23 protein-coding genes are annotated in these 22907 nt (G+C 56.0%); 8 read left to right on the top strand and 15 right to left on the bottom strand.

From position 1 onward, the window contains the following. The first annotated feature begins 159 nt into the window (after positions 1-159). Entirely contained in the window at positions 160-1389 is a 1230-nt protein-coding gene (locus tag AC2FJE_RS00865) for a serine hydrolase domain-containing protein (RefSeq protein WP_496754030.1), read from the top strand. A 49-nt stretch (positions 1390-1438) separates the two neighbouring features. Further along, positions 1439-2308, top strand: coding sequence for an acyl-CoA thioesterase (locus tag AC2FJE_RS00860; RefSeq protein ID WP_496754032.1), 870 nt, complete (start codon positions 1439-1441; stop codon positions 2306-2308). Here AC2FJE_RS00860 and AC2FJE_RS00855 read toward each other — a convergent pair. The 12 genes from AC2FJE_RS00855 to AC2FJE_RS00800 all read right to left on the bottom strand — a co-directional run bounded on the left by AC2FJE_RS00855 (position 2305) and on the right by AC2FJE_RS00800 (position 14075). After that, positions 2305-3072: an SDR family oxidoreductase gene (locus AC2FJE_RS00855; protein WP_496754034.1), complete on the bottom strand. Its 768-nt coding sequence runs from the start codon at positions 3070-3072 to the stop codon at positions 2305-2307. The two genes, AC2FJE_RS00860 and AC2FJE_RS00855, sit on opposite strands and share 4 nt — an antisense overlap. Before the next feature lie 120 nt (positions 3073-3192). Then, positions 3193-4422, bottom strand: coding sequence for an acyl-CoA dehydrogenase (locus tag AC2FJE_RS00850; protein WP_496760446.1), 1230 nt, complete (start codon positions 4420-4422; stop codon positions 3193-3195). A 125-nt stretch (positions 4423-4547) separates the two neighbouring features. Beyond that, complete coding sequence (phoB, locus tag AC2FJE_RS00845; RefSeq protein WP_109311502.1) at positions 4548-5237, bottom strand: phosphate regulon transcriptional regulator PhoB; 690 nt, start codon at positions 5235-5237, stop codon at positions 4548-4550. Between the two features lie 12 nt (positions 5238-5249). Continuing rightward, positions 5250-5951, bottom strand: coding sequence for a phosphate signaling complex protein PhoU (gene phoU, locus AC2FJE_RS00840; RefSeq protein ID WP_058271623.1), 702 nt, complete (start codon positions 5949-5951; stop codon positions 5250-5252). A 16-nt stretch (positions 5952-5967) separates the two neighbouring features. Then, on the bottom strand, positions 5968-6765 hold the full coding sequence (gene pstB, locus AC2FJE_RS00835; RefSeq protein WP_496754039.1) for a phosphate ABC transporter ATP-binding protein PstB: 798 nt from the start codon (positions 6763-6765) through the stop codon (positions 5968-5970). A gap of 12 nt (positions 6766-6777) precedes the next feature. After that, a complete protein-coding gene (gene pstA, locus AC2FJE_RS00830) occupies positions 6778-8139 on the bottom strand; it encodes a phosphate ABC transporter permease PstA (protein WP_496760444.1) in 1362 nt (453 codons plus the stop codon). Continuing rightward, entirely contained in the window at positions 8136-9608 is a 1473-nt protein-coding gene (pstC, locus tag AC2FJE_RS00825) for a phosphate ABC transporter permease subunit PstC (RefSeq protein ID WP_496760442.1), read from the bottom strand. The genes pstA and pstC overlap by 4 nt, the downstream gene beginning before the upstream one ends. An 82-nt stretch (positions 9609-9690) precedes the next feature. Then, entirely contained in the window at positions 9691-10731 is a 1041-nt protein-coding gene (locus AC2FJE_RS00820) for a substrate-binding domain-containing protein (RefSeq protein ID WP_472723771.1), read from the bottom strand. Positions 10732-10927: 196 nt separating this feature from the next. Continuing rightward, entirely contained in the window at positions 10928-11974 is a 1047-nt protein-coding gene (locus AC2FJE_RS00815) for an ATP-binding protein (RefSeq protein ID WP_496760439.1), read from the bottom strand. A gap of 31 nt (positions 11975-12005) precedes the next feature. Next, positions 12006-12530, bottom strand: coding sequence for a gamma carbonic anhydrase family protein (locus AC2FJE_RS00810; RefSeq protein WP_496754046.1), 525 nt, complete (start codon positions 12528-12530; stop codon positions 12006-12008). Next, a complete protein-coding gene (gene gmk / locus AC2FJE_RS00805) occupies positions 12527-13168 on the bottom strand; it encodes a guanylate kinase (RefSeq protein WP_058277945.1) in 642 nt (213 codons plus the stop codon). Before gmk ends, AC2FJE_RS00810 begins: the two co-directional genes overlap by 4 nt. Positions 13169-13184: 16 nt before the next feature. Beyond that, entirely contained in the window at positions 13185-14075 is an 891-nt protein-coding gene (locus AC2FJE_RS00800) for a YicC/YloC family endoribonuclease (RefSeq protein ID WP_496754050.1), read from the bottom strand. 299 nt (positions 14076-14374) lie between these two features. Between AC2FJE_RS00800 and AC2FJE_RS00795 the strand changes: the two genes are divergently transcribed. Continuing rightward, positions 14375-14992, top strand: a complete 618-nt coding sequence (locus AC2FJE_RS00795) for a PAS domain-containing protein (protein ID WP_496754054.1) — start codon at positions 14375-14377, stop codon at positions 14990-14992. A 57-nt stretch (positions 14993-15049) separates the two neighbouring features. Here AC2FJE_RS00795 and AC2FJE_RS00790 read toward each other — a convergent pair whose 3' ends face one another. Then, positions 15050-16420, bottom strand: a complete 1371-nt coding sequence (locus AC2FJE_RS00790) for a class II 3-deoxy-7-phosphoheptulonate synthase (protein WP_113790616.1) — start codon at positions 16418-16420, stop codon at positions 15050-15052. Between the two features lie 169 nt (positions 16421-16589). Between AC2FJE_RS00790 and AC2FJE_RS00785 the strand changes: the two genes are divergently transcribed. Beyond that, the gene (locus tag AC2FJE_RS00785) at positions 16590-17594 is read left to right on the top strand and encodes a GlxA family transcriptional regulator (protein ID WP_282118425.1); all 1005 of its coding nucleotides are present in this window, start codon (positions 16590-16592) and stop codon (positions 17592-17594) included. A gap of 4 nt (positions 17595-17598) precedes the next feature. On the opposite strand, the gene AC2FJE_RS00780 is transcribed toward AC2FJE_RS00785, so the two are convergent. Further along, on the bottom strand, positions 17599-18009 hold the full coding sequence (locus tag AC2FJE_RS00780) for a hypothetical protein (protein WP_282168301.1): 411 nt from the start codon (positions 18007-18009) through the stop codon (positions 17599-17601). 32 nt (positions 18010-18041) lie between these two features. Continuing rightward, positions 18042-19040 carry a PQQ-dependent sugar dehydrogenase gene (locus tag AC2FJE_RS00775; RefSeq protein ID WP_496760436.1) on the bottom strand — a complete coding sequence of 333 codons (999 nt, stop codon included), beginning with the start codon at positions 19038-19040 and terminating at the stop codon, positions 18042-18044. A gap of 265 nt (positions 19041-19305) precedes the next feature. Between AC2FJE_RS00775 and AC2FJE_RS00770 the strand changes: the two genes are divergently transcribed. The 4 genes from AC2FJE_RS00770 to AC2FJE_RS00755 all read left to right on the top strand — a co-directional run bounded on the left by AC2FJE_RS00770 (position 19306) and on the right by AC2FJE_RS00755 (position 22681). Further along, positions 19306-20487, top strand: a complete 1182-nt coding sequence (locus AC2FJE_RS00770) for an ABC transporter substrate-binding protein (RefSeq protein WP_282168299.1) — start codon at positions 19306-19308, stop codon at positions 20485-20487. A gap of 130 nt (positions 20488-20617) precedes the next feature. Then, complete coding sequence (locus tag AC2FJE_RS00765; RefSeq protein ID WP_282118423.1) at positions 20618-21406, top strand: ABC transporter ATP-binding protein; 789 nt, start codon at positions 20618-20620, stop codon at positions 21404-21406. After that, complete coding sequence (locus AC2FJE_RS00760; RefSeq protein ID WP_496754066.1) at positions 21403-22245, top strand: ABC transporter ATP-binding protein; 843 nt, start codon at positions 21403-21405, stop codon at positions 22243-22245. The genes AC2FJE_RS00765 and AC2FJE_RS00760 overlap by 4 nt, the downstream gene beginning before the upstream one ends. After that, positions 22238-22681 carry a hypothetical protein gene (locus AC2FJE_RS00755; protein WP_496754070.1) on the top strand — a complete coding sequence of 148 codons (444 nt, stop codon included), beginning with the start codon at positions 22238-22240 and terminating at the stop codon, positions 22679-22681. Before AC2FJE_RS00760 ends, AC2FJE_RS00755 begins: the two co-directional genes overlap by 8 nt. Positions 22682-22907: the final 226 nt, after the last annotated feature.

The following is a 22907-nucleotide window of genomic DNA, read 5'->3' as shown; positions in this document are numbered from 1 at the left end:
CTGAACCACCAGACGAATCTATAACGCGTCTAGTGTACAGGCGGGAAGGCTGGCGCGCACTGGCCGTTGGTCACGATGTGGGAAATCAGGAATTCCTCTATTAATTCAGTGCGTCACCGGTCAAGATCAAACAAACCGCCGAGGAGGTTCGAGAAACCCATGCGCAGCCAGACCACCCTTGATCCCGCCCGCCTGAACCGCATACGGGACTGGATGCAGCGCTATGTCGATGAGCGCAAATACGCGGGCAGTTCATTACTATTGACCCACCACGGGTCCGAGGGGTTTTTTCACGCCTGTGGCCTTAGAAATGTTGAAAAGGACCTACCGTTTCAGCGCGATACGCTTGTGCGGATCTATTCTATGACGAAACCCATCACCTCGGTCGCGGTCATGATGCTGGCCGAGCGTGGGTTGTTTCACCTCGACGCGCAACTTTCTGAATTTCTGCCTGAATTTGCTTCCGTTCAGGCTCTTGTTCCCGAGGCGGAGAGGCTGGATCAAACCGAAGATGCACCATCCCCGACACTGCATCAGCTACTGACCCACACAAGCGGATTCAGTTATCCGTTCAATCCCGGTGTTCTCCCGGCAGCGATGGATGCACAGAAGCTGATTTTTAGCCCCAATCAAGGGCCTTTGAAGGACAGGATCGGCGCACTGGCACAACTGCCATTGGCGTTCCAGCCCGGAACCCGTTGGGAATATTCAGTTTCCACTGATGTATTGGGCCGCGTGGTCGAGGTTGTGTCCGGCAAAACCTTGGATCAGTTCTTCGCGCAAGAGATCTTTGAACCGCTAGAGATGGCCGAGACCGGATTTTCTGTGCCCAAAGGGGCAGGGGATCGGTTCGCGTCTCTCTATACGCCGTTGGCCGGGGACGCGATGGCGCTGAATTCAGCCGAGACCGGCGACGACACCCTGCGATTGACAGACGAGACAGGCGCATCCCCATTTGAAAAGGCGACGACCTTTTCGGGCGGTGGCGGTCTGGTTAGCACGATCGACGACTACGTCAAATTCACCGAGATGATGCGAAACCGGGGGCAGGGCAACGGCTACCGCTTGCTGGGTCCAAAGACAGTCGACTTCATGCTGCAAAACCACTTGCCGGGCGATATCGCCTCGATGGGCCCGCAAAGCTTTGCCGAGCAACCGATGGAAGGCATGGGATTTGGTCTGGCCGGGTCTGTCATCATAAACCCTGGCAGAACCCGAACACCTGGGTCATTAGGTGATTTTAGTTGGGGCGGTATGGCTTCGACATTCTTCTGGATTGACCGCAGCAACGATCTGTCGGCCGTATTCTTCACCCAATTGTCGCCGTCCAGTTCTTACCCGTCCCGATCCGAGCTAAAGGCGCTGGTAATGGGCGCGTTGGTTGATTGACCCGGGTGGCGCTGATACGCCTTTTTCATAGCCAACCGGAGAGTCGCCAATGACCGAAGCAGAACGTGTCCTTCTTGACCTTTTGAACCTCGAGAGGCTCGAAGTTGACCTGTTCCGAGGCACCGGGTCAGGCGGCGAGACTCCGACGCGAATCTTTGGCGGGCAGGTGGTGTCGCAGGCTCTGGCGGCGGCGTACCGTACTGTGGATGATCGGCTGTGCCATTCGCTGCATGCGTATTTTATTCGCCCAGGTGATCCATCTATTCCTGTTATTTATCAAGTTGATAGGGCCCGGGATGGAGGTTCATTTACCACACGGCGCGTGGTCGCGATACAACATGGCAAACAGATCTTGAACGTATCGGCCTCGTTTCACATTCAGGATGAAGGCTGGGATCATCACCATGAGATGCCCCAGATGGAGGATCCGGAAAGTTATCCGTCGCGCACTGAACTGCGCAAGAAATACGTGGATTTGGTACCCAACCACATGCGTGGTGAGCTGACACGCGAACGGCCGATCGAGGTCCGTGAGGCCAGCCATCTTGATCCGTTCCATCCTGAAAAATCGGACGATCGAAATCAGGTCTGGTTCCGCATGCCCGGCGCAGCGGGGGCGGATTCTGCCACACAGCAATTGCTGCTAACTTACGCGTCAGACATGTATCTGATGGGATCAGGTATGCGACCGCATGGCCTCAGCTGGTTTACGGGTCAGGTCAATGGGGCCAGCCTGGATCACGCCATGTGGTTCCACGCGCCGATCCATTTTGAAAACTGGCATCTGTATTCGATGGATTCGCCCTGGAGCGGGCGAGGGCGCAACTTCAACCGAGGATCGATCTATGCACAAGACGGCACTTTGGTAGCTTCGGTCACGCAGGAAGGCCTGATGCGCAAAGTGCAGAAGAAACTTTAATCATCGCCCGTAAGCTGTTGATTTAACTTGTTCATGCCCCTGAGCCAACTGTCGTAATTGCTGGATTTGTGCCGAATGTAGTCCAACACTTTCGAATGCGGCAGCACCAGAAACTGTTCGGACTCAATGGCTTCGACACAGGCTTGGGCCACGTCTTCAGGCTCTAGCATACCGTCGATAGACGCTACCGAATCCTCAAAGCCACGTGTCATTTCGGATCGAACCGCTTGCGGACATAGAACGGAAACGCGCAAGCCTTTATGGCTGTATGTCAGCGACAGCCATTCGGCAAAGCCCACGGCGGCGTGTTTAGAAACGCCGTACGGTGCAGCGCCAGGCTGGTTCAAAAGTCCTGCAGCCGAGGCCGTTGTCATGATGTAGCCACCGCCGCGCGCGATCATATGCGGAACGAGATGACGCGCGGTCCAGACATGCGACATGACGTTGATCTTCCAGATCCGATCCCAGTCTTCATCCGGAACGTCCAGACCACCAAGAGTCAGGATGCCGGCATTTGCACAAAACAGATCAATCGGGCCAATCTCATCTTCGACGTGATCAATCAACGCTTTGATACTGGCTTCGTCTGAAACATCGCATGTAACCGCGTGTCCGTTGATTTCTGTGGCCAAGGATCGCGCAGCTTCGGTGTCTATGTCTGCGCATACGACCGTTGCACCTTCGCGCGCGAACCGGATTGCCAGACCTTTACCGATACCGTTAGCTGCACCGGTGATCACCACAGTCTTGCCATTCAAGTTCATCAGGGGCTCCGAATTGGACGTTTTGAAAGGCATCGTAAGGCATTGGCAATTTTGGGAAAACCGGAAATTGCCAATGCTACGTTTTTACCATAATACCGATTATGCGATATTTAGATTATCTTAGTAGAAGGCCTGAAGTCCGGTCTGTGCCCGCCCCAAAATCAACGCATGAACGTCGTGCGTGCCCTCATAAGTGTTCACAGTTTCCAGATTGACCATGTGGCGGATAACCTGGAATTCCAGTGAGATGCCATTGCCACCGTGCATGTCGCGGGCATTCCGTGCGATGTCCAACGCTTTGCCGCAGTTGTTTCGCTTAACGATCGAGATCATCTCGGGCGCTGCTTCAGCCTGATCCATCAAACGGCCAACGCGCAGGCTGGCTTGCAGGCCGAGGGCGATCTCGGTTTGCATATCCGCCAGTTTGCGTTGGAACAGTTGCGTCTGCGCCAGCGGCTTGTTGAACTGTTTGCGGTCCAGACCATACTGACGCGCACCGTGCCAGCAGCTTTCAGCGGCGCCCATGACGCCCCAGCTGATCCCGTAGCGCGCACGGTTCAGACAGCCAAACGGACCCTTCAGGCCCTGAACATGCGGCAGCAAGGCGCCCTCGTCCACTTCGACGCCGTCCAGAACGATCTCACCCGTAATCGATGCCCGCAGGCTCATCTTGTTCTGAATTTTGGGCGCGCTCAAACCTTTGAGACCCTTGTCCAAAACAAAGCCTCGGATCTTGCCGTCATGAGCATCGGATTTAGCCCACACCACAAAGACGTCTGCGATGGGTGAATTCGAGATCCACATCTTGCTGCCGGTCAGCCGATAACCACTGTCGATCTTTTCCGCGCGGGTTTTCATGCCCGCCGGGTCCGAGCCGGCATCAGGTTCTGTCAGACCAAAGCAACCGATCCATTCGCCGCTGGCCAGTTTTGGAAGGTACTTCCGGCGCTGTTCTTCGCTGCCATAGGCATAGATCGGGTACATCACCAATGAGCTTTGCACCGACATCATCGAGCGATAGCCAGAATCCACACGCTCAACCTCGCGCGCGACCAGGCCGTAGGACAAATAACCGCCACCAAGACCGCCGTATTCTTCGGGGATCGTGGTGCCCAAAAGGCCCATTTCACCCATTTCGCGGAAGATTTCCGGGTCCGTTTCCTCGTTCTGGAAAGCTTCCAGAACCCGTGGTTGCAGCTTTTCCTGACAATATGCCTGCGCACTCGCGGCGATCATGCGCTCATCTTCTGTTAGCTGATCCGCCAGACGAAATGGATCGTCCCACGAGAACGCCCCCATGTCAGGTGCATCTTTGGCGCGCAAAGTTGGTTTGGTGTTCGGGGCGTTCATTTTGGTTCTCCGCTAGTCGGCTTTGTCGCAAAATACCCTGCCGTAACCGCAAATAACAGCTACAGTTTCGCAACGAACCATGAGTAAACCGCATAGAACAGGGCAGTGCGCCCTGCCCCGTGTTTTTACCCCAGCGCATACCCTGCGCCGCGAACCGTACGCACGGGATCTTCACCGCCATGCTGTGTCAGCGCCTTGCGCAAGCGGCCGATGTGAACGTCAACTGTTCTAGTGTCGACGTAGATATCGCGCCCCCAGACCCGGTCCAGCAGCTGTTCGCGGCTCCAGACACGACCCGGTTTTTCCATGAACGTGCTCAACAGACGAAACTCGGTCGGGCCCAGTTTCAGCGGCTTGCTGTTGCGGCTGACCTTATGTGTCTCGGAATCCAGAATGATATCCGCAAATTCAAGCTTGATACCGACCGTCGCCGGGCGAACACGGCGCAACTGTGTGCGCACGCGCGCCATAAGCTCGACAACCGAATACGGCTTGACCACATAGTCATCCGCCCCGGTTTCCAGCCCGCGCACCTTGTCGACCTCTTCCGACCGGGCTGAAAGCATGATGATGGGGATCGATCGTGTATCCGGGCGCGTTTTAAGGCGGCGGCACACTTCGATCCCGCTGAGGTTGGGCATCATCCAGTCCAGAACGATGATGTCCGGGCTGTCTTCATCAACTAGCAGCAATGCCTCGTCGCCATTGGCTGCCTTGGATACACGAAACCCTTCTGCTTCGAGGTTGTAAGCCAGCACTTCACGCTGGGCCAGTTCATCCTCAACAACCAGTACCGTAGGCTGATCAGCGGACATAATCGTTGCCTCCTAGGCGGTTTGCGAGGTGGTATCAGCTTTGGGACGTGCTTCCGACGGCCGTTCCCCAGTCACCAGATAAACCACCTGTTCAGCGATGGCTGTAACGTGATCGCCCATCCGTTCAATGTTTTTTGCGATGAAATGCAGGTGCATGCACGACGAGATGTTGCGGGGATCTTCAGCCATGAAGGTCAGAAACTCGCGGAATAGGCCGTTATACATCTGGTCTACTTCTTCATCCCGCTGGATCACGTCAGCGGCCAATTCGGCGTCACGTTGAATATAAGCGTCCAACGCGTCGCGCAGCATCCGCTCGACCTCGCGCGCCATACGGCGCAGGGCTGCGGCACTGCCGTTGATCTCGCCGGCGTCGACAAGAACCGTGGTGCGTTTGGCAATGTTTTTGGAATAGTCGCCGATACGTTCCAGGTTGGCCGAGACCTTCAGAACAGACAGAACCAGACGCAGGTCGCTCGCTGTGGGTGCCCGCAGCGCGATCACTCGCGCGGTTTCTTCGTTGATCAGATCCTCAAGCGCATCAATGGCTTTGTCGCCCTGACGCACCTCTTGGGCCAATTCGACATCCCGGGTTTCAAGCGAGCGCGCAGCGTTCATGATCGCGGCCTCGACCAGACCACCCATCTTCATAATATGGGCCTGAACCGCTTCAAGGTCGCGGTCGAATGCGGATGCAATATGTTGTTCGGTCATGTTCAAATACCTGTCCTCAGCCAATACGGCCGGTGATGTAGCTTTCCGTGCGGGGGTCTTCGGGGTTGGTAAAGATCTGGCCGGTCTCGCCGAATTCAACCAGATTACCCAAATGGAAGAACGCCGTTTTCTGGCTGACCCGCGCAGCCTGTTGCATTGAGTGTGTCACGATCACCACCGAATAGCGCGACCGCAGTTCGTCAATCAGTTCCTCGACCTGGGCTGTGGCAATCGGGTCCAACGCCGAGCAAGGCTCATCCATCAGCAAAACCTCAGGTTCCGTTGCTACGGCGCGGGCAATACACAGGCGCTGCTGCTGACCACCGGACAAGCCGGTTCCGGGGGCGTCCAAGCGGTCCTTGACTTCATCCCAGATCGCAGCGCGACTCAGAGATTTCTCAACAATATCATCTAGTTCTGCCTTGTTCTTTGCAAGGCCATGGATGCGCGGGCCATAGGCCACGTTGTCATAGATCGATTTGGGGAACGGGTTGGGTTTTTGAAACACCATTCCGACCTTGGCACGCAGCTGCACCGGGTCGACGCGCTTGTCATAAATGTCTTCGCCGTCCAGCAGGATATCGCCTTCGACCCGGCAGATGTCGATGGTGTCGTTCATCCGGTTGAGGCAGCGCAAAAAAGTGGACTTGCCGCAGCCCGATGGGCCGATAAAGGCCGTTACGGTCTTGTCCTCGATTTGGACATCCACGTCTTTGATGGCGTGCGTGTTGCCGTAATAAACCTGAACGTTGTTGGCGGCGATCTTGATAGCTTTGGAGTCCACGGTTCTCTCCACTCGTGTCATATCATTCATAATAGCCCCCATTTACCAGCGGCGTTCAAAGCGGCGGCGCAGAAGTACCGCAATGGTGTTCATTGTAACGAGGAAGATCAACAGGATGATGATGCCCCCCCATGCACGTTCATAAAAGGCCGGGTCGGCGCGCTTGGACCATTCATAGATCTGCGCCGGCATGGCCGAGTTGGGCGACAGGAAACCCGCAACAATTCCGTCGGGCGGGTTTGAGGCGATAAAGCCCACCATACCGATCAGCAGCAGCGGTGCGGTTTCCCCCAACGCCTGTGCCAGGCCAATGATGGTGCCGGTCAGAATACCGGGCGCGGCCAACGGCAGAACGTGATGGAACACGGCCTGCATTTTCGAGGCCCCTACCCCAAGCGCCGCATCACGGATCGACGGCGGAACCGCCTTCAACGATGCGCGGGTCGAGATGATGATCGTCGGCAAGGTCATCAGTGTCAGCACCAGACCACCCACCAGCGGTGCCGAAGTTGGGAGGTGCATGTAGTTGATGAACACAGCCAGACCCAGAATACCGAACACGATCGACGGCACAGCGGCCAGATTCGAGATGTTGACCTCGATGATGTCAGTCAGCCGGTTCTGTGGCGCGAATTCTTCAAGATAAATCGAAGCCGCCACACCGATAGGCAAGGCCAACGCTAGAACCACCAACATCATGAACAATGAACCCAGCATGGAGACACCGATCCCAGCCGCTTCGGGCCGCTGGTCAGAGGCATCTGCACCGAAAATGAAATCCAGGTTGAAGGCTTTGTACAGCACACCCGCATCGCGTAGTTGATCCACGAAATCCAACTGTTCGACCGAGATACTCTTGTCGTTGGCAATCGACTCGCGGGTTACGCGGCCTTTCATGTAGCCATCGACACGGCTGTTGACCAAAAAGCGGAAGCTGACGGTCTTGCCGATCTCATCAGGGTTGGCGATCACATAGTTCCGCAACTCGGCCTGCGCGGCCTTGGACAGGATCTTGCCCATCTCCTTGGGTTTCAAGTCTGTCTGGATGCCCAGCTTTTCGACTTCGCTTTCCAGCGCAGACGCGATCAGAGGGGCATAACCAAAGGTCGAAACCTTTTTGATATCCTCGATATTGCGGTTGCCCTTCTTGTCCAGCTTGTCGGCCTTAAGCTCGACATTCAATTCAAGAAAGCTTTGCTGAAAGGCACCGGTTCCGGCCGTGACAATATTGGCCACCAGCACAATTAGCATCAGCAAGCCGATCCCGATGGCGGCGATGCCGTACATTTTGAACCGGCTTTCAGCCGCATTGCGGCGCTTGGTGCGTGCGTCCTTTTCGAACAGCGAACCACCTTTGGGCTTCGCGGTCGGAGCAGCGTCAGGTGTTTGGGAAATATCGGTCATTCGTACTGCTCCCGGTATTTGCGTACGATGTAGAGGGCGAAGATGTTCAGCCCCAGCGTGATGATGAACAGGGTCAGACCCAGCGCAAAGGCCACCAGCGTCTCGGGGCTGGCAAAATCGGTATCACCTGTTAGCTGGCTGACAATCCGCGTGGTGATGGTTGTCATCGCCTCGAACGGGTTGCCCGAGAATTTGGCAATCGCTCCGGCGGCCATCACAACAATCATCGTTTCACCAATGGCGCGGCTTGCGGCCAGAAGGATCGCGCCGACAATACCAGGCAGCGCGGCCGGTAGAATCACGTTGCGCACGGTTTCCGAATGCGTCGCACCCAGACCCAGCGAGCCGTCGCGCATGGTTTGTGGCACCGCGTTGATAATGTCGTCCGACAGTGACGAGACAAACGGGATCAACATGATCCCCATAACCAACCCAGCAGTCAGAACCGCATTTGAGCTGGCCATCCAACCCACACCCAGCATGCCACCGTCGCCGAACATCGACACCAACGCCGGACCCACAGTCAGCAGAGCAAACAGACCGTAAACGATGGTCGGAATACCGGCGAGGATTTCCAGCAGTGGTTTGGCAATGGACCGCGTCACACCCGAGGCATACTCGGACAGATAGATCGCGGCGAACAGTCCAATTGGGACCGCCACAAGCAGCGCGATCACTGAAATGTACAGCGTGCCCCACAACAGCGGCAGGATCGACAGCTCACTGCCACCGCGGAAGTTCGGCGCCCATGTGCTGCCAAAAAAGAAGTCCTTCCACGAATGCAGCTGAAAGAAGTTCATCGTCTCAAAAAGCATCGAAAGAACAATGCCGATGGTTGTCAGGATCGCGATTGACGCGGCCAGCAATAGCAAGGCCAGAACCCCCTGCTCTACCACGTTACGGGCCCTAAATTCCTTGTGCGTACGTACATAGGCGAAGGCTGCCCCAAGCAGTGCCAAGGCCAAAACCACGACCTGCATCGCAACTGTCCCTGTGGACGTCATGCTGCGGAACTTTTGTGCCGCGACCAAAATCGGCTGTGTGATGTCCTGAGTCAGAACCTGGCCTGCGTCTTTCAGCGTTTTTGTCAGCGCTTCAATATCCGCATTGCCGTTCTGGGCTTGAGTTTCGGTCATCGCGCCGCTGGCGACAGCGCCGTCCAGGCCGTATGCGACGCGGCGCACTTCACTCATGATCAGGCCATGCTCCGACCCTTCGGGCACTGCCTGATCAGGAATGAGGCTGGATACCGTGCTGTTTACGATCATCGGCTGGGCAAGAAGCCAGACGATCAGCACCCCTACTGCGGGAACCAGAGCCGTCAACGCAACGTTGTAACCGTAGTAAGACGGTAAAGAATGCAAATCGCGGACGTTACCACCCGCACTTGCCAGAGCGCGGGACCGACCCGCAAAAAATCCGATCACTGCCAGCGCAAGCAGGATAAGCAACAGCCAGGATAACGCCATGAGAACTCCGTGGGGATGGCAGAGATGGAGTCAAAAAGAACCGGGGCGCGAAAAACCGCCCCGGTTCCGCTCGTATGTGTGATTAGGAACCGCCGCCCAGAACGGTTTCGTTGGCAACAGCTTCCTGTACCTTGACCAGCTCAGGGTCGGATACCAGGCCGTATTCTGCCAGCGGGCCGTCGGGCCCTGCGATCTCGTCGGCGACGAAGAACTCAGCATATTCTTTCAGGCCGGGGATCACGCCGATATGTGCTTTCTTAACGTAGAAGAACAGCGGGCGCGAAACCGGGTATTCGCCGGTTGCGATCGACTCGGTCGAAGGAACAACGTCAGACATGGTTGCGACTTGCAGCTTGTCGGTGTTGTTCTCGTAGAACGCCAGACCAAAGACGCCGATGCCGTCTTTGTTGCTGTCGATACGGGCCAGAGTTTCGGTGTAGTCACCGTCGATGTCGACCGAAACGCCGTCGGTGCGGATGGCGATGCACTGCTTTTCAGCCGCTTTCTTGTCGTCGCCGGCGGCTGCCTTGAACACTTCGAAATCGCCCAGGTGCTCACAACCTGCCAGGATCACCTTGTCTTCAAACACTTCACGTGTGCCGTGCTTGGTGCCCGGAATGAAGGTTGCGATCGGTTGCGCCGGGAAATCCGGGTTCACGTCGGCCCAGGTTTTGTTCGGGTTGTCGACGACTTCACCGTCTACAACGATTTTCGCGGCCAGCGCTTTGTACCAGTCTTCCGGCGTGAACTCGAACGAGTTGCCGTTGATGTCAGATGCGAAAACGATGCCGTCATAACCGATCTGAACTTCGATGATGTCGGTCACGCCGTTTTCGGCACAGGCTTTGATTTCTTTTTCACGGATCTGGCGCGATGCGTTTGCAACGTCGATGGTGTTTTCGCCAACACCTTCACAGAAACGCTTCAGACCTGCCGAGGAACCACCCGATTCAACAACCGGTGTCGGGAAGTCAAAGTTTTCACCGAAGGCTTCAGCCACGATCGAGGCGTAAGGCAGAACGGTCGACGACCCTGCAACCTGAACCTGATCACGAGCGGCGGCCGTGGTGGCCGATACAGCAGCGATGGTGAGAGCCGAAGCCGACAGTTTAACAAAGGACATTACAGTCTCCTTGAGAAAGGTAAATTCTGATCACCCCCATGATGATCTTGGGGCGAACCCCTAAGAGGCGTCGGTAAGCCTTTTGTGACAAGTTCGTAACGGTTTTATGACACGTAACGATTTTCTTACGTTTTCTTAACTTGACCCCACGGAACACCGTTCGCGTTCGAAATGGACCCGCGCTGGAAGTCCGAGATCAGCGTGGCAAAATCACTGTAAATACAGAACCTTTGCCCAGGGTGCTTTCGACACGCAACCGGCCCCTATGGCGGTTGACGATGTGCTTTACAATCGCCAGGCCCAATCCTGTACCGCCCAATTCGCGGGACCTGTGACTGTCGGCGCGATAGAATCGCTCAGTAAGGCGCGGCAGATGTACGGCATCAATGCCTGGGCCTTTGTCTGCGATCTGTACCCGAACCGCAGGACCGCGCATGGCGGTGTCGCGTTCAGATGCATGAATGCGCACATCAACACTGCCGCCGCTGCCACCATATTTGATGGCGTTCTCAACGAGGTTCGTAAACACTTGGCGCAGTTGGTCGCTGTCTCCGGTCACCGAGATTGGTCCCGAAGACGTATCCAGTGTCAGGTCCACATTTGCAGCCTCGGCCAGGGGACGCAGCGTTGTCAGCGTAGATTGCAATAGACCCGTCAGATCTAGCTGCTCTTTGGGGCGAACTCGCTCTTCGCTCTCGACCCGGTTCAGGGATAGCAGATCGCCGACCAGCCGGTTCATTCGATTGGCTTCGTCGGTCATGATCTGCAGAAACCGCTCACGGGCAGCTGCATCGTCTCGCGCTGGACCACGCAATGTTTCAATAAAACCCATAAGAGCGGTCAAAGGCGTGCGCAGTTCGTGGCTGACATTCGCCACGAAGTCGCGTCTCATTTGTCCGGCCTGTTCCAGATGCGTGACATCCTGGAAAACAACCATCACGGCACCGCCCTCCACCGCGCCCACACCGTTCATGTAACGGCATTGCACTTCGAAAGTGGTGTCCTGGGCACCATCGTTGGACAAATGGCGCGTTTTGGTCGAGCCCTTGTTACGCAGGCTCTGCTCTATCGCGTCGATAACTTGTGGCTGCCGAAGGATCGTCGCGAAATGACGGCCTTCGATGTTCTGACCCAGCATGGTTTTGGCTTCGGTGTTGGCCGCTATGATGCGCTCGGTCTGATCAACCATAAGCGTGGGCATCGGTATGGCTGACACAATTTCAGCAAGCAGGTCGTTTGCCATTTCCGTCACTCTTGATGCGTTTGGAATCAACCTAGGACACAGGTTTCAAAGTTTTGCGAAACTGGCGCATGTTCTGTTGATAATGCAGCGCACTGAAGGTGATTTTTTGCGCCGCAGCCTCATCCAGTTCCCGCACAACTTTGCCCGGCGACCCCATGACCAGAGAGTTATCGGGTATCTCTTTGCCTTCCGTAATCAGGGCGCCGGCACCAATCAGACAGTTTTTTCCGATCTTCGCCCCGTTCAGAACAATCGCGCCCATCCCGATCAGCGTGTTTTCCCCGATCGTGCAGCCATGCAGCATGACCTTGTGTCCGATGGTGCAGTTCTTACCAATGGTCAGCGGATACCCGGCGTCGATATGCATGACGCAGTTTTCCTGGACGTTGCTGCCCTCGCCCACGCGGATCTCTTCGTGGTCGGCGCGGATCGTGCAACCGAACCAGACCGACGCACCCTGTTCCAGAACGACTTTCCCAATCAGGTTTGCGTCCGGCGCAACCCAGGTGTCTTCATGGATTTGCGGCACGTGGTCACCCAAAGCGTAAATGGTCATGCCAAGCCCTCAAATTCGTTTTGCAACGTGCGGACATGGTTCTGCAGGCTGGGCTGCTGGATGCGGCGCATGCGTTCGGCGCTGACGATGGTTTTCAGCTTCTCTTCGGTGGCATCCAGATCGTCATTGATCAGAACATAGTCATAATAGCCCCAGTGGCTAATCTCATCCCAGCTTTTCAGCATACGTTTTGCGATCACGTCTTCACTGTCCTGACCGCGGCTTTCCAGCCTGCGGCGCAGCTCGGGGATCGACGGCGGCAGGATAAAGATCGACAAAGCGTGCTTGCCCAGATCCGAATTGCGGATTTGCACCTCGCCTTGCCAATCCACGTCAAACAGAACGTCTTTGCCGCTGTTTATGGACTCTCGTACCGGACCCGCAGGTGAGCCGTAGAAATTCCCGAACACGTGCGCATGTTCCAGCATTTGCCCCTCAGACACCTGCTGCCGAAACGCATCCTCACTCAGGAAGTAATACTCGCGCCCTTCATGTTCCCCCGAACGTGGCGCGCGGGTGGTGGCCGAGACCGAAAACTCCAGCTCAGAATCCCACTGCATCAACCGTTTCGCCAGAGTCGATTTACCAGCCCCCGAAGGCGAGGACAGAATGATTAATAGGCCGCGTCGATCCGCCATTTGGGCGCTCCTGTGGTTATTCTACGTTCTGCACTTGCTCGCGCATCTGATCTATTACGGCCTTCAACTCAAGCCCTAGTGCTGTCAGATCGGCGCTTTGCGCCTTTGAGCACAGAGTATTGGCCTCGCGGTTGAACTCCTGCATCAGGAAATCCAGCTTGCGCCCGACCGCCGCGTCCTGCGCCAGCAGATCGCGGGCTGCCACGACATGCGCTTTCAGGCGATCAATCTCTTCGGTGATGTCCGCCTTGACGGTGATTAGCGCCAGTTCCTGTGCAACGCGGTCCGGATCAGCCCCCTGCGCGTTGTCCATCACCCGCGCCAGATTATCCCGCAGCGCCTCGGCCATCTTGTCCTTGCGCCGCTCTGCCAGCTCTGCCGCCTGGACCGTTAATGAAGCAACCAGGCTTAGTTGATCATCCAGAACAGTTGCCAGCGCCCGCCCCTCAGACTGGCGCATTTCTATGAATTCGCCCAATAGGCCAGTGAACTCTGTCGTCAGTTGGCCAACCAATGGGCCCGGGTCATCCCCATCACTACCCGCATCCAACATACCCTTGAGCGAGATCAGATCAGCGGCCGTCGAGGGCCTAAGGGTCACGTCCCGCGCAATGGCCATTTCCTGCGTTCGCGCCACAGCCTCAAGAACGGCACCCATGGCAGTCTCGTTCAGGACCAGGTCCGCCTGCGTCTCATCTCGGCTGAGGCGCAAAGACAATGTCACATTGCCCCGACTGAGTTGTTTCGACATGGCGGCGCGCAATGCGGCCTCAAGCCCGGTCAACCAGTCCGGCACGCGCAGACGCATGTCCAGCCCCTTGCCGTTCACGCTGCGCAACTCCCACGTCCAGCTATGCGGCCCAAACGCCCCTTTGCCCGAGGCGAAACCCGTCATGGATTTAATCATGCCTGCCCTTTCCATAGCTACCAGTTTTCAGTTTGCTGGGCGCACCTAATGCGAACTGCGCGCACAGGGCAAGAGTTTGCTGACTCTGCCTTTGTCGGCCAGTCGTTAACCATTCGTTAAAGATTTACTCCAAAATTGATTCAACCTGCGTCAGTCTTACACGTGCGAACACCGGTCTCGGATAGACGTCCCCAGTATTTCGCATTTTAGGAAAATGACGGTCGATAGGCGCCAGGGTGATAATGATGAAAACCTTTTTCGGGAACGGTTTCGAGTCAAGTTTTGGAAAGATCGTCGCTATGGATCGTTTTGACAGCGGGCGCAGCCTTTCGCCCATCCGGCAGGCCGAGGCGTATTGGACGGCACTTTTGACAGGTGACGGGGTTCCCATGCGGTCGCAAATCGACCCCCGCGGGCTAGAGAACATTTTGGAATACACTTTCGTTCTGGAACGCATCGCCCCCGGACTTACCCGGTTCCGTCTGGCCGGGAGGCATTTGAACCAGCTGGCCGGGATGGAAGTGCGTGGTATGCCGCTAACCTCTTTCTTTGAGCCCGGCGCACGGGACCAGATCAAAACCGTGTCGGAACAAGTATTCGCACAGCCAGCTATCGCGAATCTGACCCTGGACTCATCGGGCCGGCTGGGGCGTGTGCAATTGCAGGCCCGCATGCTTCTGTTGCCGTTGAAAAGTGATCTGGGTGATGTCAGCCGCATTCTCGGCGTATTGGTCAGCGACGGCGCAATCGGTGCAACACCCCGTCGGTTCACAATCTCAGAAACCAACTTGCGCCCGGTGTCGCATGTGCAGGTTCCCAAACCGTCACAAACGGTCGAGACAGGCTTCGCCGAAGATCAGCAAAAAATTGACCGTCCCGGTTCACATTTGAGGCTGGTTGTGTCGCGCGAAGACTAATCACAAACAAAAAAGGCGGGCCTTTGCAGCCCGCCTTTTCGTTGATTTTTGATAACCTTAACCGGCGGCGCGCTTTTTGCGGTCGCGGCGCAAGTTGGTCAGTTCTTCTGCAACCAGGAATGCCAGTTCCAAGGACTGCGACGCGTTCAAGCGTGGGTCGCACGCTGTGTGGTAGCGGTCCGACAGGTCCTCTTCGGTCACCGCGCGCACACCCCCGGTGCATTCGGTGACGTCTAAACCGGTCATCTCGAAATGCACACCGCCGGGAACCGTACCCTCGGCCTGATGAACGCCAAAGAAGTCGCGTACCTCACGCAGGACCGAGTCGAACGGACGGGTTTTATACCCGGTTGCCGACTTGATCGTGTTGCCATGCATTGGGTCGCAGACCCAGGTCACCTTGGCGCCCTCTTCCTTAACCGCCTTGACCAGACGCGGCAGGTGTTCGCCTGCCTTGCCTGCGCCAAACCGTGCAATCAGGGTCAGGCGACCCTCTTCGTTTTCCGGGTTCAGCTTGGCCATAAGAACCTTGAGGTCCTCGGCTGTCGTGGTCGGGCCGCATTTCAGACCAATCGGGTTCAGAACACCGCTGCAGAATTCCACATGCGCACCGTCTGGCTGACGCGTGCGATCGCCGATCCAGATCATGTGACCGGACCCTGCCAACCAGTTGCCAGACGTCGAATCGAGACGGGTCAAAGCCTCTTCGTATTCCAGCAGCAAGCCTTCATGGCTGGTGTAAAACTCCACGGTTGAGAACTCGTGCGTAGTGTCCGCTGTGATCCCGGCGGCATCCATGAAGTCGATCGTGTCTTGAATACGGTCTGCAATTTCCGAGTATTTCTGAACATCCTGTTCATCTGTGAAACCCAATGTCCACGAATGCACCATGCTCATATCGGCGAATCCGCCGGTCGAGAATGCACGCAACAGGTTCAAGGTAGCGGCAGCCTGCGTGTAGGCCTGCAGCATCTTGCTGGGATTCGGGATGCGGGCTTCGGGTGTGAAAGCCAGCTCGTTGATGATGTCACCCCGGTAGCTGGGCAGCTCAACACCGTCCAGAACCTCGGTCGGCGCACTGCGCGGCTTGGCAAACTGGCCAGCCATGCGGCCCACTTTGACCACGGGCACCTTGGCACCATAGGTCAGTACCATCGCCATCTGCAGCATCACCTTAAAGGTGTCACGAATTGCATCCGCGCTGAATTGTTCAAAGCTTTCAGCACAATCCCCGCCCTGCAACAGGAAAGCCTCGCCGCGACCGGCCGCACCCAGATGTTGCTTGAGACGCCGTGCTTCGCCAGCAAAGACCAGCGGGGGATACTGAGAAAGCTGAGCCTCGACTTTGGCCAACGCGGCCGCATCGATATAGTCTGGCATCTGAACCCGGGGCTTGTTGCGCCAGTTCGTTTTTTGCCATTCGGTCATAGCTTTGATCTCCGCTGAAGTAGTCAGGTCGTCTCTATACAAAATGCATTGAAGACTGACCATATCCCTTTTGCGCCTCTTGACGTCGGAAACAAGCTTTGATCATGGTGGCTGGCAACAACGACGCCGGACGCGACGTAACAACGCGCCGAATCAAGGACACCAAGCCATGCAAGAGCAACGCCAAGTTGTCACAGTGGAAAGCGCTGAGGCCAATCCTCGGCATTTCGTGTTTGTCCTTTTGGACAAGTTTTCCCTGCTGTCTTTTGCCTCGGCGTTGGACAGCCTGCGGATTGCCAACCGTATGGCAGACAAAGAACTCTACACGTGGGCCCTGGCCGGTGAAGGTGGTGATACGGTCAGCTGTTCTGCCGGGACTACCTTTAACGTTGAAACCGACTTGGTCGAACTGCAACGCGACGACGTGATTCTGATCTGCGGTGGCGTAGACGTTCAATTGGCGACAACCAAGAAAGTGCTGAATTGGGTCCGACGCGAGGCCCGGCGCGGTTTGCGCATCGGCGGATTGTGTACGGCAGCTTATACGTTGGCCAAAGCCGGGTTGCTGGACGGCAAACGCGCCACGATCCACTGGGAGAATTCTGACAGCTTTATCGAAGAATTCGACGAGGTCGAGCTTACCAAATCGGTTTTTCAGATCGACGGTAACCGGATGACGACCGCGGGCGGCACGTCCTCAATCGACCTGATGCTCAAGATCATTGCCGATGATTATGGTGAGGATCTGGCGAATGCCGTAGCGGATCAGATGATCTATTCCTCGATCCGTACCGATCAGGACACACAGCGCCTGTCGACCCCGACCCGGATTGGTGTGCGTCATCCAAAGTTGAGCCAGGTCATCCTGATGATGGAAAAGAACATCGAAGAGCCGATATCACCCTCGATTCTGGCCAAGGATGTCGGCATGTCCACGCGCCAGCTGGAACGCCTGTTCCGTCGTTACCTCAGCCGCTCGCCCAAGCGATACTATATGGAGCTGCGCCTGCACAAAGCGCGCAACCTGCTGATGCAGACAGATATGAGCGTGATCAACGTGGCTCTGGCTTGCGGTTTTGCCTCGCCCAGCCATTTCTCAAAATGCTACCGGGCTCATTACAACACCACGCCTTACCGCGAGCGTGGTGCTCAAAGCGGGCGGCTTTCGGTCTGATATTTTAGAACATTTGCAAAACCGGTTCCGGGCTTGTGTTCATCGAGAATTGAAGCACAATCACCCCATCATTTCGTTCTTGTAGGAACGCATAAAGAAACAAGTAGCTGTTGTCCTTGTTCCAATAGGCTCTCATTTCTTGTGAAAATCCATTTTCGAGTTCAATACGCTTAACAATTGCACCGTCGGTCAAATAGAACGGAACGACATCACGGAGCTGATTTTGGATCATCTGCAATTGTTGTTTGGTGTATTCGTCGGCTCCGCCCAATCGACTTATAACTGTTGAAAACTCTCTATTCTTAATCCGTTTGTCTACATATTGTTCAAAGTCTGAATATGTCTGAAAGGCTTCATCTGCGTAAGCAGCGCACGCGGAAATAATCATGTAGAAGCTAACAAGTAGGTAGCGCATTAAGGTGTCCTTTAAATTTCGCCAATTTCTTCTTAAGGTTGTGGTGATAATCTGTAAACGGCCCCCTCACCAACCGAAATGAACCAAATGGAACCGTCCGGGGCCTCAACAATATCGCGCACCCGTATCGTTTCAGGGCCCTTGATCTGCTCGACCTCTTGTAGCGGCGATCCTGTCAGTCGCGCGATGTAGTCGAACTTAAGCGACCCGACAAAAATGTTCCCCTTCCAATCCGGCCACAGTTTGCCGGAATACACCATCAATCCCGAAGGAGCCATTGACGGGTCCCAATAGTGCTCAGGCTGCTCCATGCCCGGCTTTGCGGTGCCTTCGCCAATTTTCTCACCAGAATAGTGCACGCCGTAAGAAATGACGGGCCAGCCATAGTTCAAACCTGGTTGCACCAAATTGACTTCATCCCCTCCTTTGGCCCCGTGTTCCGAAATCCAAAGGCGACCCTGCGCGTCCAATCCGGCCCCTTGTGGGTTGCGATGGCCAATGGACCAGATTTCGGGTCGTACATCTTCATTTCCGACAAACGGATTGTCATCAGGTACAGTACCATTGCGGTTGACACGGATCACCGATCCCATGTGATTGGAAGTATCTTGCGCCGCCGGTCGGTCTCCGCGATCTCCGATGGTCACCAACAGGGTTCCGTCTTGCGCCTCAACCACGCGAGACCCGAAATGTTTGCCAGTTCTACCGCCTGGCACGGCTTCGAAGATAACACGCACTTTGGTCAGCCTGTCGCCGCTTTCAGAGAGTCTGGCAACCGCAATCGCATTACCGGACTTGCGGAATTGGCGTTTGGTAAAGGTCAGGAAAATTTCACGCGTATCCAGAAAGTCGCGTGCGATAGTGACGTCCAACAGACCGCCCTGCCCCTTCGCGGACACTCTCGGCACGCCTTTTACCCGTTTGGTTTGTCCATCCAACACATAAAGAAGTCCGTCGTTACGCTCGGTCACCAGAAACCCTTTGTCAGGCAATACACCAATCGCCCACGGTTCATCCAAATTCTGGGTCATAGGTTCGATCTGCACAGGACCGGATAAAGTCTGAAGGGTGTCCGCACTAACCAAACCAGCCTTTATCGAAAAAAATAGAATCGTGAATATTCTTAACATTACAACTCCATTTGCGGCATACCAGCCACCAGGCAATGAGACAAACCCAACAAAACAATCAAAACTATAGGGAACAAAAACACATTTGCGTTAGGACTTTTCTTTTCCAGACAGCTTGCCTAGGGTCTTGCCCAGAACGAATACGTTCCAATAAGGGAGTAACCATATGAAAAAGCTGCTTACTGCAACTGCAGCATCCGCTCTGCTGGCTGGTCCGGCACTGGCCGAAGACGTCACTTTGGGCGTTCTGTTTGGGTTCACCGGCCCGATTGAATCGCTGGCACCAGCGATGGGTTCGGGTGCCGAAATGGCGATGGCCGAAGTCACCGAATCCGGCAAACTGCTGGACGGCTCAAAGGTCACCGCGTCGCGCGCTGACACCGGCTGTATCGACAACGGTCTGGCGACATCGAACGGCGAACGCATGATCGCGGACGGCGTTGCCGGTATTGTCGGCGGCGACTGCTCGGGGGTGACCGGTGCGATCCTGCAAAACGTGGCGATCCCGAACGGCATGGTCATGATCTCGCCGTCGGCGACATCACCGGGTCTGTCGACCATGGAAGACAATGGTCTGTTCTTCCGCACCGCCCCGTCGGATGCACGTGAAGGCGAAGTGATGGCTGACATCCTGAAGGATCGCGGCATCAACTCGATCGCCCTGACCTACACCAACAACGACTACGGCAAGGGTCTGGCAGACGCGATCCAATCCTCGTTCGAAGCAGCCGGTGGTGAAGTGACCATCGTTGCCGCGCACGAAGACGGCAAGGCTGACTACTCGGCTGAAGTTGGTGCTCTGGCATCGGCTGGTGGCGATATTCTGGTTGTCGCAGGCTATCTGGACCAGGGCGGTCTGGGCATCATCCAGTCCTCGCTGGACAGCGGTGCGTTCGAAACATTCGGTCTGCCGGGCGGCATGATCGGTGACTCGCTGCCTTCCAACGTCGGTCCCGACCTGAACGGCTCGTTTGGTCAGATCGCCGGTTCGGGCGGTGAAGGTGCTGAAAAGTACTTTGCGATGGCCGAGGCCGCAGGCTTTGACGGTTCGTCGCCCTATTCGCCTGAATCCTATGACGCTGCCGCACTGTTCATGCTGGCCATGCAGGCGGCAGGTTCCACTAACCCGGCTGAATACGGTGCCAAGATCTTGGATGTCGCCAACGCCCCGGGTGAGAAGATCTATCCGGGTGAACTGGCCAAAGGTCTGGAGCTTCTCGCCGCTGGTCAGGACATCGACTATGTCGGCGCGTCGGGTGTTGAGCTGATCGGCCCCGGTGAAAGCGCGGGGTCTTATCGCGAGATCGAAGTAACCGACGGCGAAAACAAGACCGTCAACTTCCGTTGAACCGGTCTTAAACGTCATAAAATCAAGCAGCCCGGGCCTTGTGTCCGGGCTGTTTCAATGAAAAAAGGCCGCACCTCACCTTTTGGGGTCGAGGAAGCAGAAACACCGACAAGGGTGGCTAGGGGAAGAGATGATCGTCGTCGAGGACGTGCACAAGCATTTCGGCGGGTTTCACGCGGTGGATGGGGCGTCGCTGGAAATCCAAAAAGGTTCGATCACAGGCCTGATCGGGCCGAACGGGGCGGGAAAGACCACCCTTTTCAACGTGATCGCGGGCGTTCTGCCTCCGACAAGCGGCAGAGTGTTCATGGACGGCGAAGAGATCACCGGCCTGCCTCCGCATGACTTGTTTCACAAGGGTCTGCTGCGCACCTTCCAGATCGCGCACGAATTCTCTTCGATGTCCTGCCGCGAGAATCTGATGATGGTGCCCGGCACGCAATCAGGTGAATCCCTGTGGAACACCTGGTTTGGTCGCAAGCGCATCGCCGACGAAGAACGAGCACTGAAGGCCAAGGCCGATGAGGTGCTTGAGTTTCTAACTATCGAACATCTGGCCGACCACAAGGCGGGTCAGGTCTCGGGCGGTCAGAAGAAGCTGCTGGAACTCGGCCGCACCATGATGGTCGACGCCAAAATCGTGTTTCTGGACGAGGTCGGCGCAGGCGTGAACCGCACCCTGTTGATGACCATCGCCGACACGATCCTGCGTCTAAACAAGGAACGCGGCTATACTTTCGTCGTCATCGAGCACGACATGGATTTTATTGGCAAGATCTGCGACCCGGTCATCTGTATGGCCGAGGGCAAGGTTCTGGCCGAAGGTACTCTGGACGAGATCAAGGCCAATGAGCACGTGATCGAAGCCTATCTGGGGACCGGCCTCAAGAACAAAGACAAGCTGGAGGCCCAAACATGACCGCGGGTGCAGGCGATAATCCCTATCAGGACGATCACGGCAACAAAGACGCCTCGATCACCAATACCCGCGGCGTTGGCACCATGACGCCCGCGCATGCGAAAAGCGGTCCCGTATCCAAGGTTGAAGGCGGTCCCTTTCTGATCGGCGACGCCATGACCGGCGGTTATGGCAAAGGGCCGGACATCCTGCACGACTGTACTATCGCGGTCGACAAGGGTGAGATCGCAGTCATCGTTGGCCCTAACGGTGCCGGAAAGTCGACCGCCATGAAGGCCGTGTTCGGGATGCTGGACGTGCGGGCGGGCTCTGTCCGCCTGGATGGCGAAGATATCACCAATCTCACCCCGCAGGACCGTGTGATCCGCGGTATGGGATTTGTTCCACAGACGTCGAACATCTTCACGTCGATGACGGTCGAAGAAAACCTTGAGATGGGCGCTTTCATCCGTCGCGACGACATCAGTCAGACGATGGAGCAGGTCTATGACCTCTTCCCCATCCTGCGTGACAAACGCAACCAGCCGGCTGGAGAGCTTTCGGGCGGTCAGCGTCAGCAGGTCGCCGTCGGCCGCGCGCTGATGACCCAGCCTAAGGTGCTGATGCTGGACGAACCAACCGCAGGTGTATCGCCCATCGTGATGGACGAGCTGTTCGACCGGATCATCGAGGTTTCCCGCACTGGTTTGCCAATCCTGATGGTGGAGCAGAATGCTCGTCAGGCCCTGGAGATTGCCGACAAGGGTTACGTTCTGGTTCAAGGTCGAAATGCTTATACCGGTACAGGCAAGGAACTGTTGGCCGATCCTGAGGTGCGAAAGAGTTTCTTGGGTGGGTGAGTTGAAGGCCGTGGCGACGCTCGCGTTTACCGCAATTGGCAGTACAGCGCTTTCAACTCCCTGCGCCTTGCAAGAAACCTGCGCGTATGTGGAGGACTGCGAGGGCGCTGAACTCACGCACGAACTTTTGGGTACTCCACCAGAGCTTGTTCAAAGCAATTTTGGTGACTTTTCTGTGGATCAGATAGCAAGGGCAGGCGAAATCACTTCGAAAATCCGTTTATCAAATGGACAAGAGTGGACCGCCACCGCGAAAAACGACTTGCTGACCGCATCTCGGACACAGGACGACAAACACATAAACATGTATGTGACGAAGACCTCAGACACCGAAGTGGCAGTGACACTTCTTACCCTGCCAATGCGCTATGTCGATTATGCGCAAGCAGGCCAAGCAAGACGCGCATTCTCCGGAAAATGCGGACTGGAGTTTTAATGGAGTTCCTCAATGCCATTATGGCGCTCTCCAACGTCATCCTTGTTCCCGAAATTGTCTGAAATCAATACCCGAAGTTTCCCGAAATTCTCCTACCATCCCAAGATTTCCACGCCTCGGCTGCAATCCGGTCACATTGTGCGTTTAGCGCCGGGCTTTGTGAAGGAAACGGTTTCCCGGTCAACCAAAGTTAGCTCCGTGAAATCACGCGAACCTTCTGAATGAA

Source organism: Ruegeria sp. CDSC002 (genome assembly GCF_059610905.1).
The sequence above is the reverse complement of the archived record's forward strand: the minus strand, read 5'-3'. Positions and strand labels throughout refer to the sequence as shown.